At 67.5% G+C, this 14,878-nt stretch carries 11 protein-coding genes; 9 read left to right on the top strand and 2 right to left on the bottom strand.

The genetic code is table 11. The annotated features are described in order from the left end of the window. Positions 1 to 1,584: a Rieske 2Fe-2S domain-containing protein gene (locus tag RDCOP1_RS13630; RefSeq protein ID WP_072701330.1), complete on the bottom strand. Its 1,584-nt coding sequence runs from the start codon at positions 1,582 to 1,584 to the stop codon at positions 1 to 3. Between the two features lie 125 nt (positions 1,585 to 1,709). Between RDCOP1_RS13630 and RDCOP1_RS13635 the strand changes: the two genes are divergently transcribed. Next, positions 1,710 to 2,507 carry a lysophospholipid acyltransferase family protein gene (locus tag RDCOP1_RS13635; protein ID WP_072701518.1) on the top strand — a complete coding sequence of 266 codons (798 nt, stop codon included), beginning with the start codon at positions 1,710 to 1,712 and terminating at the stop codon, positions 2,505 to 2,507. Between the two features lie 4 nt (positions 2,508 to 2,511). Then, positions 2,512 to 3,333, top strand: a complete 822-nt coding sequence (locus tag RDCOP1_RS13640) for a Cof-type HAD-IIB family hydrolase (protein WP_072701516.1) — start codon at positions 2,512 to 2,514, stop codon at positions 3,331 to 3,333. Between the two features lie 27 nt (positions 3,334 to 3,360). Here the strand turns inward: RDCOP1_RS13640 and RDCOP1_RS13645 are convergent, their stop codons facing one another. Then, a complete protein-coding gene (locus RDCOP1_RS13645) occupies positions 3,361 to 5,385 on the bottom strand; it encodes an N-acetylmuramoyl-L-alanine amidase (RefSeq protein WP_072701332.1) in 2,025 nt (674 codons plus the stop codon). Positions 5,386 to 5,676: 291 nt separating this feature from the next. Here RDCOP1_RS13645 and RDCOP1_RS13650 point away from each other — a divergent pair, with 291 nt between their 5' ends. The 7 genes from RDCOP1_RS13650 (at position 5,677) to RDCOP1_RS13680 (ending at position 14,742) form a co-directional block, all read left to right on the top strand. Then, positions 5,677 to 7,239 carry a SpoIID/LytB domain-containing protein gene (locus RDCOP1_RS13650; RefSeq protein WP_072701334.1) on the top strand — a complete coding sequence of 521 codons (1,563 nt, stop codon included), beginning with the start codon at positions 5,677 to 5,679 and terminating at the stop codon, positions 7,237 to 7,239. A 158-nt stretch (positions 7,240 to 7,397) separates the two neighbouring features. Further along, a complete protein-coding gene (locus tag RDCOP1_RS13655; protein WP_072701336.1) occupies positions 7,398 to 8,153 on the top strand; it encodes a MerR family transcriptional regulator in 756 nt (251 codons plus the stop codon). Between the two features lie 73 nt (positions 8,154 to 8,226). Beyond that, positions 8,227 to 9,450, top strand: a complete 1,224-nt coding sequence (gene glf / locus RDCOP1_RS13660; protein WP_072701338.1) for a UDP-galactopyranose mutase — start codon at positions 8,227 to 8,229, stop codon at positions 9,448 to 9,450. After that, positions 9,447 to 11,336, top strand: coding sequence for a glycosyltransferase (locus RDCOP1_RS13665; RefSeq protein ID WP_072701340.1), 1,890 nt, complete (start codon positions 9,447 to 9,449; stop codon positions 11,334 to 11,336). The genes glf and RDCOP1_RS13665 overlap by 4 nt, the downstream gene beginning before the upstream one ends. A gap of 58 nt (positions 11,337 to 11,394) precedes the next feature. Next, complete coding sequence (locus RDCOP1_RS13670; RefSeq protein WP_072701520.1) at positions 11,395 to 11,892, top strand: phosphatase PAP2 family protein; 498 nt, start codon at positions 11,395 to 11,397, stop codon at positions 11,890 to 11,892. Then, positions 11,889 to 12,794 carry a decaprenyl-phosphate phosphoribosyltransferase gene (locus RDCOP1_RS13675; RefSeq protein WP_072701342.1) on the top strand — a complete coding sequence of 302 codons (906 nt, stop codon included), beginning with the start codon at positions 11,889 to 11,891 and terminating at the stop codon, positions 12,792 to 12,794. The genes RDCOP1_RS13670 and RDCOP1_RS13675 overlap by 4 nt, the downstream gene beginning before the upstream one ends. Positions 12,795 to 12,912: 118 nt before the next feature. Next, on the top strand, positions 12,913 to 14,742 hold the full coding sequence (locus RDCOP1_RS13680; protein ID WP_111731689.1) for an arabinofuranosyltransferase AftB family protein: 1,830 nt from the start codon (positions 12,913 to 12,915) through the stop codon (positions 14,740 to 14,742). Positions 14,743 to 14,878 lie beyond the last annotated feature (136 nt).

Raw genomic sequence — 14,878 nt, forward strand, 5'->3', positions numbered from 1 at the left:
TCAGACCTTGCTGCTGCGCAGTTCGTGGCCCTTGGAGGTCTTGCACCGCCCCGACTCGAGATCCCACTGCCAGCCGTGGAGGTTGCAGGTGAGTGTGGTGCCGTCCACCACACCGAACTTCGACAGATCGGCCTTGAGGTGCGGGCAGCGCCGCTGGATCTCGTAGCCGCTCATTTCGATCGACGCGGTGTCGTCGTGCGCCTCCGCGAACCAGCCGTCCGCGTACGCGATGCGCTCGTCGGTGAGGCATTTGAAGAACGTGTACAGGAATTCGTTGTACCCGCCGACCCGCCACGTGGTGAAGCGTGTCGAGAGGAAGATCGTGTTGACCCAGTCCGGCTCGTCGTCGCGCAGCACGGTGCGGACGATCTCCGGCGCAATGCGGAAACCGTAGCGGTACTTGCCTTCTCCCTCGACGGGCTCGCGGACGATGCGCTTGGGGAAGTCGAGCACCACGGTCTCGTCGCCCATCACGAGGCCGACCGGGTAACCGATGCCGTCACAGATGAGATCGGACTGCGCCATGATCGGCTCGAACTTCGCCTTCAGGGCGGGCAGCAGAGGTTCCCCCTCGGCAGGCGCCCACTTGGCCTTCTCCGCGGCGATGACCGGCGCGAAGCGCCGCGCCATGTCCTCGATGTAGGCGGCCTTGTTCGTGAAGATCGCCTCGACCTCGGCCTCGGGCATCGGGTGGGCGAGCGTCATCTTCTCGCTCCCGGCGAGGTCCACGACCGAACCCGGAATCATCAGCAGGCCACCGTCGCGCCCGTGGATGCGCAACTGCTCGAGGAACACCTGCTGGTCGGGGAAGATGTTGCCTTCGTCGCCGTGATCGTCGTTGAGCGAGCGCAATTCGTCGTCGAGGAAGACGGGTGGCCCGGCGGACGGGACGATCCACGTGGCGCCGACCTGCTCGATGTAACTGCGGCAACGGTCCATGCCGCGCTGGCGCTTCTGCTTGCCGAAGTTGGCCTTCGTCTTCTTCGGGATGTCGTAGACCATCGGGTACCAGATGGCACCGGAGAACTGCAGCAGGTGGATGTCGATGTGCCCGAACGCGTCGTGCATCGGGTCCATGTCGATCGGGCGCGCGTCGTTCATGTTGAACACGGTGGTCTCGCCGTCCGAGACGACGAGTCCGGAGTCGCCGATGGGGCCGTCCGCGGGCGCGCGCATCGCGATGATCATGATGTCGAGTTCGCCCGGCTCGAGGGGGGCGTCGGGCGCGTCCCGAATGCCGGCCTCGCTGATCCGGTGCTTCACCGAATCGGTGGTCTCGTAGAACTTCGTGAAGCCGAGTGCCTCGAGTTCGCGGCGCAGATCCGGCACCGGATAATCGGGCAGCAGCACGGTGGCGTCCTTGCGGACGTGATCCCTCAGTGTCCCGGGATCGAAGTGATCCTTGTGCAGATGCGATACGTAGAGATAGTCGACGTCGCCGAGGGCGTCCCAGTCGAGGCTCGTGTTGTCGGGAAACGGCACCCAGGACGCGAAATAAGCGGGATTGACCCAAGGATCGCAGAGAATGGAGCCCGCCTCGGTCCGGATATGGAACCCGGCGTGGCCGACGCTGGTGATCTGCACTCGTTGCCTCCTGACGTGCTGACCTATGTACCTCCAGGGTAAGTGGAGAGGCCGTGGAGACATGCGGCAGCCCGCCGGGGCCACGGGTGCGGCACCGCATCGGTGACCCGGCTACGCTGGCCGACGTGGAACCCTTCTACCGGACGATCATCGGCATCGCGCGCACTCTGTTCGCAGGCCAGGGACTGAAATTCTCCGTCACCGGCGAGGAGCACATTCCCGCGACCGGAGGTGCGGTCATCGCGATCAACCACACCGGCTACATGGACTTCACCTACGCGGGTCTGCCCGCCCGCCGTCCCGCGAAGCGCTACGTGCGATTCATGGCGAAGAAAGAGGTCTTCGACAACAAGATCTCCGGGCCGATGATGCGGGCGATGAAGCACATCCCTGTCGACCGTGGTGACGCCGGCGACTCCTACCGCCTCGCAGTCGAAGCGCTTCGTGCGGGAGAACTGGTGGGCGTGTTCCCCGAGGAGACCATCAGCCGAAGCTTCGAGCTGAAGAAGTTCAAGACGGGCGCGGCGCGAATGGCCGAGGAGGCGGGTGTGCCCGTCATCCCCATGATCATCTGGGGATCGCAGCGGGTGTGGACCAAGGGCCACCCCAAGCGTCTGGGCCGCACCAACACGCCCATCACGATCAAGGTGGGCGCCCCGATCCCGCCGTATCTGCCGCCCGCGGCCATGACCGAGGAACTGCACGCGACGATGGAGCAGATGCTCCACGAGGTGCAGGACTCGTATCACCACGAGCCGGGCGCCTATTGGGTGCCGCGCCGTCTCGGTGGATCGGCACCGACCCTCGAAGAAGCCACCGCCGAGGACGAGCGTGTCGCGGCGGAACGCAGGGCCCGCAAGGAACGCGAGCGGACCGAGCGCGGTGGCCCGGACAGCGGCGACCGTGGCGTTTCGGCAGAATGACGGAGTGAGTTCCCAGCGCCCCAGCCTCGTCGCCACCGATGTCGACGGGACCCTGATCGACAAGTCCGAGCAGGTGTCCGACCGCACGCGGGCTGCGGTGCACGCCGTCGTCGACTCCGGGACGCCCTTCGTTCTGGCCACGGGGCGTCCGCCACGATGGATCTCGCCGGTCGTCGAGCAACTAGGGTTCGCACCGCTCGCGGTGTGCGCGAACGGCGCCGTGCTCTACGACAGCGCGACCGATCGCGTGCTCAGCGCGGCGGTGCTCCGGGCCGACGAACTCGCGTGGGTCGCCGAGGTGGCCGCCGCGGTACTCCCCGGATGTGGTCTCGCAGCCGAGCGCGTGGGCGAGAGCGCGCACGACGCCGCGACCCCACAGTTCGTCAGTGCTCCCGGTTACGAACATGCCTGGCTCAACCCGGACAACACCGAACTCGCCGAGCACGAAGTGATCGCCGAGCCCGCCGTCAAGCTGCTGGTCCGGCTGGCCGACGCGACGAGCCGTGAGATGGCCGAGGCGATCGCGCCGAAGCTCCACGGGCTCGTCGACGTCACCTATTCGACGACCAACGGATTGATCGAGATTTCTGCGGCCGGCGTGACGAAGGCGTCGGGGTTGCGTGAACTCGCACGTCATCTCGAGGTGCCCGACGATCGCATCGTGGCCTTCGGGGACATGCCCAACGACATTCCGATGCTGTCGATGGCCCGTCACGGTGTCGCGATGGAGAACGCGCATCCCGACGCCAAGTCGGTGGCCGACGAAATCACTGCCACCAACGACGAGGACGGTGTTGCTCGGATCCTCGAACGCTGGTGGCAGTGATTCGTTGCTACCGGTAGACCGGGGGACTCAGCCCACGGGCACCGGTTCGGGTGCCGGTTCCGGCGCAGGCGCCGCCGCATCCTCGGATGCGGGCACTGCGACGTCGGCCGGCTGACCCTGCATCGACTGCTCGTAGGCGTCGTTGTAGGCGCGCAGCACCTTGGTGACGACCCCGGTGGCCTCGTTGAAGATCAGCGAACCGAACTCGAAGTCCGAACGCCAGCCGTCCGGCACCCGGTACTCGTCACTGGTGGGCAACCCCAGCTCACCAGTGTCGAGTCCGTATTCCTCCCACGCCTTGTAGATCTCGCCGAGCACCGCCCACACCTCGCCCCCGGGGGACGAGTAGAGGGCGCCGTTGACGAACCGGGCGTGCTCGAAGCCGCCCTTGGCGGGTGCGATCGACGACACAGCCGTGCCGAGGCGACCGGTTTCGCCGCCCTCCGCGACCCACTTGCGGGCGAGTGGATTGTTCTCGGCGAGCCGCGTCAACTCCGCGACCAGTGCCTGGACGTTCTCGACTGTTCCCTCGTTCGAACCGGCCGGCAGCGCTCCGGTGCCGGGAGCCGAACCGGCCGGAGGATTGTTCGCGACGACCGGTGACGGCGCGGCCGGCCGGCCCTTCGCCGCTGCTGCCGCGATGTCGCGGATCTTGTTCATCTGCGCGTAGCCGCCGTCGCCTGGGCAGGTGGTGTTGCCGACGTCGCGGTGCGCGAAGATGATCGGCAGATCCACGGCCGCCCCACGCGGGTACGGCGTGAACGACGTGCCCTCCGAGTACATCGTCGTGCGGCCCTTCGGATCGAGACCGGCTGCGGAGAGTCGCCAGCCGAGGTAGTTGCCCACGTTCTGGACTGTCACGTCCGGCGGCGTGGCGTTGGAGAAGTCGCCCATCATCGCGATGCCGACGGTGTTCTCGTTGAAGCCGCCCGCGTGGGCGCCCTGCACGTTGCGGTCGAGACCGCCCGCGCGGCCCTCGAAGACCTGGCCGTACTTGTCGACGAGCACGTTGTATCCGATGTCGCACCACCCGAGTGTCTGCGAGTGGTACGCGTAGATGGCGCGGACGATCCCGGCGGACTCGGCCTTCGAGTAGTTGTTGCTTCCCGCGGTGTGGTGCACGGTGGCGCCACCGAGCGAGTCGTCGTACGTCGCGCTCTGGCAGCGCAGGGATTCGTCGGCGCCCCACTGCGACCGGCTGATGACCTTCAGTCCCGAGTTGCCGAGCGGTGCGGCGATGTCGCCGAGCCGGTCGTCGGCCGCGCCGGTACCCGGATCGATCAGTACTGCGCTGACACCTTCGACGCTCGCGGCCACGGGATCCTGGCTGCGCAGCGGTTTCGACGAGGATGCGGGTACGTAACCGAGTTCCGGTGCCGGCCCGGCACTCTCGGCGACCGGCACGGGTGCCTCGTCCACGGGCGCGGGGGCGTCGGGGGTCTCCGGTGCGGGTGCCTCTGCCGGGGGTGCTTCCGCGCCGGCGAGGGCGGGCTCGGGGCCGGGACGCGGCGTGAGCAGGACCTGCACCGCGCGGGTCGCGCCCACGAAGATCGGTTCGGTGCCACGGCGCGCGTCGCCGGCGGTGTCGTTGCGGCTCGACTCGAGCGGTTCGGTGGCCGACCACGGACCCCACGAACCGTCGTTGTTCTGCGCCCGGATCAGTGCGTCGGTGGCGGCGATGTCGTCGGCAGCCAGCGCGACGAGGCTGAACGGCGCCTCGCGGGTGAGTTCCTTGACCGTGGCGCCGACACGGGCGATGGGACCCCCGTTCGGATCGGGAGCGGTGGTGATCTGCGGGAGCCCGTCGATGAGCTCTCCGAGGCCGACGTCGGGCAGATTGAGCCCCGTCAGTTCCTCGAGCGGGATGACCAGGTCCGGTACGGACGCGAGCACGATCTCCGCGATGTCGGGACTGACGGATTCGACGGAGTCGCTGGTGGTGCGAATCTCCGCCGGTCCCGTGGTGAGTCCGGACACGGCAAAGGGCGTGGCGACGGCCAGGGCGGCGACGGCACCCAGGACGATCGACGGCTTAGGGCGGCGATGCGGCACTGTTTGCAACTCCCTGTTCGTGTAGATCTGCGGACTTCGGACGGGATCGGACAGGTCGGAATCCTCTATCGCGGACCGTCTCTAGAGAGCGAAATGGCCGCGAATCGATGCAACTTGTGATGCCCTTGTGACTGTTGTGACTTGTGTTGCTTTGGTGGGTCACTCTTGTCACACTAGACCCCGAAAACCTTAAGCCTCAACCTGAGCTTGAGGATCAGTCTGAAATGTCCGATCGCAGTTGTCCGCGAGTAGTGCGTCGTCCGGAGTGCGAGAACGAGGGAGCGGAACGCCATGGCACCACAATCCATCGGTCGCAGGGGAAAGTTTCGCCGGGGGCGCATCATCGTCGGCCGACCGCTGCGCAACGGGTGGCGACCCTCGGTCGCGCGTCTCGCGGTGATCGGGCTCGCGCCGGCCCTGGTCGTCGGCACGGCGGTCGGCGCCGTGGTGCAGCAGGGTCGGACCGATTCGCCCGGGGTCGTGGAAGCGGTCTCGGCCGACACCCCCTATACGTTCTCGGGCTTCGGCCACGGACACGGCCGCGGCATGGGCCAGTGGGGAGCGTACGGCTACGCCCAGGAAGGCTGGACGGCCGAACGCATCATCGCCCACTACTACGGCGGAACGACGCTCGGCACGGTCGACGATTCGATGATCGCGGTGCGCCTGACCGGGCAGGACGATCGCTCGCTCGACGTGTACTCCGACTCGGGTCTCCGGGTCGCCGGAAGACAGATCGTGGCGGGCGAGGTCGCCCACCTCACACCCACCCCGGGCGGCGGTGCGAACGTCGTCGTCACGTCCGGGTGCAGCGGAGAAGTGCTGTGGCAAAGCGCAACCGACGTGCCGTGGGCCGATCCGATCGATCTCGGTGAGGACCGCCCTGCCGGAGAGCACCTGAAGCTGTGCGGGAGCGACACCGCGTACCGCGGAGCTCTCGGCGTGGTGCTCGACGGAGCGGCGGCGCGAACGGTGAACCGCTTGTCCGTCGAGGACTATCTGCGGAGTGTCGTTCCCGCGGAAGCGCTTCCCGGCTGGGCCGACAGCGGTGGCGCAGAAGCATTGCGCGCCCAGGCGATCGCGGCCCGCTCGTACGCACTCGCCGAGAAGCGGCACGAATTCTGGCAGACCTGCGACACCACCGACTGCCAGGTGTACACCGGGTCGGGCGCCGAAGACTCCCGCACCGACGACGGTGTGCGCACCACGCGCGGCGTGGTGCTGATGAAGGACGGTGCCGTCGTCCGCAGCGAGTTCTCCGCGTCGACCGGCGGCTACAGCGCCGGAGGTACCTTCCCGCCCGTCGAGGATGCCGGCGACAAGGTGGCTCCCAACCGGGCCTGGGCGAAGACCCTGACCGCGGGCGAGATCGGCACCGCATTCGGCGTCGGTGAACTCCAGGCGTTCGAGGTCCTCGCCCGCAACAATCTCGGTGCAGACGGCGGGCGCGTCACCCGCGTGCGCGTGGTCGGGAGCGACCGCACCATCGAGACGACGGGTGCCGAGGCCCGCGCCAAGCTCGGTCTGCGTTCGGATTGGTTCACGATCGCCGAAGGTGCAGATCTGCCCGCCCCGCCGAGCTCCCCAGCCCCCGAACCGGGTCCCGAGGTGGCTATCGATCCGTTCGGCAGCGGGAACGGCGCCTCGGACATCGAGGCCAAGTTCTTCGAACTCGGTGGCGTCGAAGGTGTCCTGGGCACCCCGGTCGGCCCGGAGTTGATGCTGCCCGACGAACTGGGCAAGTTCCGGTTCTTCACCGGGGGCGTGATCGTCTGGACGCCGGAACTCGGCGCGCAGGTGATCGACGCGAGTTTCCTGAAGGACTGGCTGCCGAAAGCGGGTAGCAGCGAGTAGCGATACGAGCAGGCACGAAGGGGCGGACCGTCGCGGTCCGCCCCTTTCCGCATCTCCGCCCCGACCGTCCCGGACGACCGCCCGCCCGTCTGCAGACCGAGGGTTGACATTGACGCAGCGTCAAGATGCACGCTGGGAAAGGCAGAAGGAGAGGGACGATGCCGCAGGAGTGGTCGATCCAGGAACTGGCCCGGAGTGCGGGTGTCACCAGCCGGACGTTGCGGCACTACGGCGACGTCGGAGTGCTCGCCCCCAGCCGCACCGGCAGCAACGGCATGCGGTTCTACGACGCCGCCGCACTGGTCCGGTTGCAGCGCATCCTGCTGCTGCGTGATCTCGGCCTGGGACTCCCCGCGATCCGGGAGGTGCTCGACGGGCACGAAGACACCACGGCCGCGCTCCGCACTCACCTCGACCTGCTGGAACACGAGCGCCGGCAACTCGAGAAGCGCATCCGCGCGGTGCGCAGCACCCTCACGAAGACGGAACAAGGAGAAGAACTCATGGCAGACGAAGTATTCGACGGTTTCGATCACACCCGACACGGGGACGAGGTGATCGAGCGGTGGGGCAAGGACGCGTACGACGACAGCGACCGCTGGTGGCGCGGCATGGGCGCGAACGAGCGTAGCGAGTGGCAGTCCCGAGCCGAGCAACTGACGGCGGACTGGGTAGCCGCCGCCGACGCGGGGGTGGACCCGTCCGATCCCCGAGCCAGAGAACTCGCGCGCCGTCACATCGAGTGGTTGTCGTCGGTCCCCGGTACCCCCGGTTACGGCACCGCGGAGGGGATCAGCCGCGAGTACGTGCTCGGCCTCGCCGACATGTACGTGGCGGACGAACGGTTCGCCGCGACCTACGGCGGGCCCGACGGAGCCGCGTTCGTTCGCGACACGCTGCACCGATACGTGTGAGCGGAGCGTCCGGCCGGTCCGGTGACGGACCGAACCGGCACGTTCGCGACCCGGTCGCTTACCCTGGTTCTCCGTGACTGCTGCATCAGCGCCCCAGCCCTCCACCGGTGAGTACGACCTGATCGTCGTCGGCTCCGGATTCTTCGGACTGACGATCGCCGAGCGGGCCGCCACGCAGCTCGGCAAACGAGTCCTCGTCGTCGAGCGCCGCTACCATCTCGGCGGCAATGCGTACTCGGAACCCGAGCCCGAAACGGGTATCGAAATCCACAAGTACGGTGCCCACCTCTTCCACACGTCGAACAAGCGCGTGTGGGACTACGTCAACCAGTTCACCGACTTCACGAGCTACCAGCACCGCGTCTTCGCGATGCACAAGGGCCAGGCCTACCAGTTCCCCATGGGTCTCGGTCTCGTCTCCCAGTTCTTCGGCCGCTACTTCTCGCCGGCCGAGGCGCGGGAACTGATCAAGGAGCAGGCCGCGGAGATCGACTCGGCCGAGGCGAAGAACCTCGAGGAGAAGGCGATCTCCCTCATCGGCCGCCCGCTCTACGAGGCATTCGTGCGCGACTACACCGCCAAGCAGTGGCAGACCGACCCGAAGGAACTCCCGGCGGGCAACATCACCCGGCTTCCGGTCCGGTACACGTTCGACAACCGCTACTTCAACGACACCTACGAGGGTCTGCCGGTCGACGGCTACACCGCGTGGCTCGAGAACATGGCGAAGGACGACCGCATCGAGGTTCGCCTCGACACCGACTGGTTCGACGTCCGCGACGAGATCCGCGCCGCGAGCCCCGACGCCCCCGTCGTCTACACCGGCCCGCTCGATCGGTACTTCGACGACACCGAGGGCAAGCTCGGCTGGCGCACCCTCGACTTCGAAACCGAGGTCCTGAGCGACTGCGGCGACTTCCAGGGCACCCCGGTGATGAACTACAACGACGCCGACGTGCCGTACACCCGGATCCACGAGTTCCGGCACTTCCATCCCGAGCGTGACAGCTACCCGGCAGACAAGACGGTCATCATGCGCGAATACTCGCGGTTCGCGGGCGACGACGACGAGCCGTACTACCCGATCAACACTGCGGAGGACCGCGCGAAGCTGAGCGCGTACCGCGAACTCGCGAAGAAGGAAGCCGCCGAGAACAATGTGCTGTTCGGCGGCCGGCTCGGGACCTACCAGTACCTCGACATGCACATGGCGATCGCCAGCGCCCTGTCGATGTTCGACAATGTCCTCGTGCCGCACTTCGAATCGGGAGCCCCGATCGCCGGTGACGCTTCGTGAGCGCCGTCGAGCCGGGCCTGCTCGGTAAGACCCTTCTTCAGCGGATCATCCTGCCCCGGCCGGGTGAGCCCCTCGACGTACGCACCCTCTACCTGGAGGAATCGCCGACCAACGCACGGCGCGCGCACGCGACGACCCGCACCGCGCTGGCGATCGGCGCCGAGTCCGAGGTGTCGCTGTGCACCTACTTCAATGCGTTCCCGGCGAGCTATTGGCGGCGCTGGAGCACGTTGACGTCGGTCGTACTGCGCCTCGAGCTCACCGGTCACGGACGCGTCGACATCTACCGCAGCAAGGCCGACGCGAGCCGTATCCATGTCACCGGCAGTGAATTCTCCGGTGACCGGGTCCTCGTCGAACTCGGGATCGAGCTCGCGCCCTTCGAGGACGGCGGCTGGATCTGGTTCGACATCACGACCGACACCGACGTCACGATGCACTCGGCCGGCTGGTACTCGCCGGTCGAGGCCGAGGGCCGCGCGTCCGTCGCCGTGGGCATCCCGACGTTCAACCGGCCCGCGGACTGCGTCAAGGCGCTGCGTGCCCTCGCGTCCGACCCGCTGGTCATGGATGTCGTGGACGCGGTGATCATCCCCGACCAGGGCACCCGCAAGGTGCGCGACGAAGCGGACTTCGCCGAGGCTGCCGCGCCCTTCGGCGATCGACTCGTCATCCACGACCAGGGCAACCTCGGTGGTTCCGGCGGCTACAGCCGCATCATGTACGAGGCGCTGAAGACCACCGATTCGCCGTTCATCCTGTTCATGGACGACGACATCGAGATCGAACCGGATTCGGTGCTGCGCGCGCTGGCACTGTCGCGGTTCGCGAAGAAGCCGATGCTGGTCGGCGGGCAGATGCTCAACCTGCAGGAACGCAGCCACCTGCACACGATGGGCGAGGTCGTCAACCGCGGGAACTTCATGTGGAGTGCCGCGCCGAACGTCGAGTACGACCACGATTTCGCGACCAAGCCGCTGCACGATCGCGAGAACTCGAAGCTGCTGCACCGCCGCATCGACGTCGACTTCAACGGCTGGTGGATGTGCGTGATCCCGCGGGTCGTCGCGGAGGAGATCGGGCAGCCGCTGCCACTGTTCATCAAGTGGGACGACGCCGAGTACGGCCTGCGGGCCCGTGCCGCCGGCTTCCCGACCGTGACCATGCCCGGTGCCGCGATCTGGCACATGGCCTGGAGCGACAAGGACGACGCCATCGACTGGCAGGCGTACTTCCATCTGCGCAATCGGCTGGTCGTCGCCGCGATGCACATGGACGGCGATGCCAAGGCGCTGGTCCTGGACACCGTCAAGGCCACCGTCAAGCACCTGGTGTGCCTCGAGTACTCCACGGTCGCGATCCAGAACAAGGCCATCGAGGACTTCCTCGCCGGGCCGGAACAGTTGTTCGACCTGCTGCCCCGGGCCCTCGGCGAGGTGCACGCCCTGCGGAAGAACTTCTCCGACGCGGTGGTGCTTCCTTCCTCGACCGAACTGCCGATGGCATCGGGTGCGGAGGTCGGCGCGGTCGGTCTCCCCGAGGGCGCGGCCGCCAAGGTCAAGCGTCTGGCCAAGGGGGTGCTGCACAACCTCCGCCCGGAGAACGCCGAGCACCACAACCGCCCCCAGCTCAACGTGCCGACGATCGACGCGCGCTGGTTCCTGCTGTCCCAGGTCGACGGTGTGACCGTCACCACCGCGGACGGACGGGGCGTCGTCTACCGTAAGCGCGACCGTGCGCAGGCCCAGGCCCTGCTGAGCGAGGCGCTTCGCCTGCGTCGTGAGCTTGCGCGCCGGTTCCCCGAGATGAAGAAGCGGTACCGGGACGCGGTTCCCGCCCTGACCAGCAAGGAGGAGTGGGAGCGTGTCTTCGGCGCCGGAAACTAGCAAGACGAGTCCGGCCGAGTGCGCTCGCACAGGTCGCTGGAAGAGCACCGACACCGAAATCCGGATCCTGCAGACCGTGCAGGCTTCCGTCGGCAGCACCCCGGCCGCGATCTCGGCGGCGCGCGGTCTGTCGCACTTCGGTGAGCACGCGCTCGGCTGGGTCGCCGTCGGCGGACTCGGAGCCGTGGTCGACCGCAAGCGCCGCCGTCAGTGGGCGAGTGTCGCGGTCGGTGCCGTCGGAGCCCATGCAGCCTCCATCGTCATCAAGCGGGTGGTGCGCCGTCGCCGACCGTCCGACCCGTCGGTGCAGGTCAACGTGTCGACGCCGAGCAGGCTGAGTTTCCCCTCGTCCCACGCGACCTCCACGACCGCGGCTGCCGTGCTGCTCGCGCGAGTCACCGGGCTACCCTTTCCCGCGGTGCTTGTGCCGCCCATGCTGCTGTCGCGCCTCGTTCTCGGCGTGCACTATCCGACGGACGTCCTGGCCGGCGCGGCACTGGGTGCGGCGTCCGCAGCCGTTGTGGTGCAGGCAGAGAAGAAGTTTGGAGAGCGATGAGCGAGGAACCGGTCACCGTCAAGGAGGCCCCGAAAACCCTGCCTGCGGGAATCGTCAAGGCAGTGCGCCCGCGGCAGTGGGTCAAGAACGTCCTGGTGCTCGCGGCACCGATGGCTGCGGGATCGGTCACGCAGCTCGACGTGCTGCTGCCCGTCGCGCTCGCGTTCGTCGTGTTCTGCATGGCAGCGTCCGGCATCTACCTGGTGAACGATGCGCTGGACGTCGAAGCCGACCGTGCACACCCCACCAAGCGGTTCCGCCCGATCGCTGCCGGCATCCTGCCGGTGCGACTCGCCTACATGATCGCCGTCGTCCTTCTGGTCGCCTCGATCCTGTTGTCGTTCCTCGCGAACTGGCAGCTCGCGGTCGTCATGGCCGTCTACATCGGCATCCAGCTCGCGTACTGCTTCGGCCTCAAGCATCAGGCCGTCCTCGACATCTGCATCGTCTCGTCGGGCTTCCTGATCCGGGCCATCGCGGGCGGTGTCGCCGCGGAGATCCCGCTGTCGCAGTGGTTCTTGCTGATCATGGCGTTCGGATCGCTGTTCATGGCGGCGGGCAAGCGGTACGCCGAGTTGCGTCTCGCGGCCCGCACCGGCGCCAAGATCCGCAAGTCGCTCGAGTACTACACCGAGACCTACCTGCGCTTCGTGTGGACGGTGGCCGCAACGGCCGTCGTGCTCTGCTACGGCCTGTGGGCGTTCGAACAGGACAGCCGCGCCGACACGAACTGGTACGCCATCTCGATGGTGCCGTTCGTCGTGGCGATCCTCCGGTACGCGGTGGACGTCGACGGTGGTGAAGCCGGGGAACCGGAAGAGATCGCGCTGAAGGACCGTGTCCTGCAGTTCTTGGCGATCGCCTGGATTCTGGTGGTCGGTGGTGCTGTCTACCTCTTCTGACGTCGTGAACGACGTCGACGACAACGCGGTGGCCAGGTCGGATGTACACCGGCCCGGCCTGCCGCGGGGTGTCGCGCGGGGAGTGTTCGCCGGGGGCGTGGCTCTCTCGGCGCTGCTGATGTTCTGGGGTGCGTGGGAGCGCCGGTGGATCGCCGACGACGGGCTCATCGTCCTGCGCACGGTGCGGAACCTGCTCGCGGGATACGGCCCGGTCTTCAACGCGGGCGAACGCGTCGAGGCCAACACCTCCACGGCCTGGACCTACATCGTCTACGGCACCGGGTGGCTCACCGGAATCCGGCTCGAATACGTCGTGCTCGGACTCGCGCTGGTGTTGTCGACGACCGCTGTCGTCCTGGCGATGCTCGGTGCGGCGCGGTTGTACCGGTGGCGTCTGCGCGCAGCGACGGGCACGGTCCTGCTGCTGCCCGCCGGTGCGCTCGTCTACATCGCGGTGCCCCCGGCCCGGGACTTCGCGACGTCCGGGCTCGAGACGTGCCTGGTGATCTGCTGGCTCGCGTTGGTGTGGCTGCTCATGGTCCGGTGGGCGACGCCCGACCCGGCCGGTGAGCGCGCCCTGCCCGGCACCGTGGGAATCCTCGGCACTGCTTTCGTCGCCGGACTCGGCCCCCTGGTGCGACCCGAACTGGCGATCGTCGCGGGTCTCACCCTCGCTGTGCTGTTCCTCGCGGACGGACTGACGTGGCGTGTGCGCGTCGCGATGGTTGCGGTCGCCGGCGCGGTCCCGGTGGTCTATCAGATCTGGCGGATGGGCTACTACGGTCTGCCGTACCCGAACACCGCGGTCTCGAAGGACGCGGGCGGTGCGAAGTGGTCGCAGGGCTTCGAATATCTGGGCAACCTGGCCCTGCCGTACCTGCTCTGGCTCCCGTTGCTCTTCCTTGTCGCGGTTGCCGCGGTGGTGCTGCTGTCTACCGGTAGCGGTCGCGGCGTGCGCGCGAGGTTCCCGGCACGCGGCACCGACATGCGCACTCTGGTCTCGACGGGCCGGAAGGCCCTGCGCACCCCCACCGCCGTCGTCGTACTGATTCTGGTGTGCGGCGTCCTGCTCATGCTGTATTCGCTGCGTGTCGGCGGCGACTTCATGCACGGCCGGGTACTGCTCCCGCCCCTGTTCTGCCTGCTGCTGCCGATCGCGGTGATACCGCTCCAGGTGCCCGACCGCTCCGGACTCGGAAACAATCGCCCGACCCGCATCGCCGCCGCGGTCGCGGTGCTGTGGGCCGGCACGGTGCTCTGGGCTTTCTTCGCGTCGAACACGACGGGAATGCCGGAGGGCGCTGTCGTCGGCCGATCGGGCATCGTCGACGAGCGAGCCTTCTATTCGCTCAACACCGGACATCTCCACCCGATCCGGGCCGAGGACTACCTCGACTACCCGCGGATGCGCGCGATGGTCTCGACGATCGCGAACACACCGAACGGGGGCCTCCTGCTGCCCACACCGGCGTACGACGCGTGGGATGTCGTTCCACCCCCGGAACCGATTCCGCCGGGCGGAGCGGGGCACACGGTCTTTTTTCTGAACCTGGGCATGACGAGCATGAATGTCGGGCTAGACGTCCGGGTGGTCGACCAGATGGGCCTGGCATATCCGCTCGCCGCGCACACCGAACGCCTCGAGGACGGGCGGATCGGGCACGACAAGATCCTGTATCCGGACTGGGTTGTGGCCGAATCGGGGATGGTCGACAGGTATCCGTGGCTGCCTCCGTACCTCGACGAGGAGTGGGTGGCGAATGCCAAACTCGCGCTCACCTGTCCGGAGACGCGAGAATTGCTGGATTCGTCCGGTGCCGAGCTGACGTGGCCGCTGTTCAAGCGGAACCTGCGCAACGCCTTCGAGTACGCGGGGTACCGGATCGACCGGGTGCCGGAGTACGAAATCCAGCGGTGCGATCTACCGATCCCGCCCCCGGGTGGATGACCGAGTTGGCTTGACTCCCTGGTCTCGCTAGTATCACGGCAGATTACGGTCGGATAACGGCGGCAACCGCCGCCGGGGACGGCGGTTCGACGCAAGCCCAGGACCTCAGAATTCAGGGTTTGTCAGAGATCACGCC

Source organism: Rhodococcus coprophilus NBRC 100603 (assembly GCF_001895045.1).
Classification (GTDB): Bacteria; Actinomycetota; Actinomycetes; order Mycobacteriales; family Mycobacteriaceae; genus Rhodococcus; species Rhodococcus coprophilus.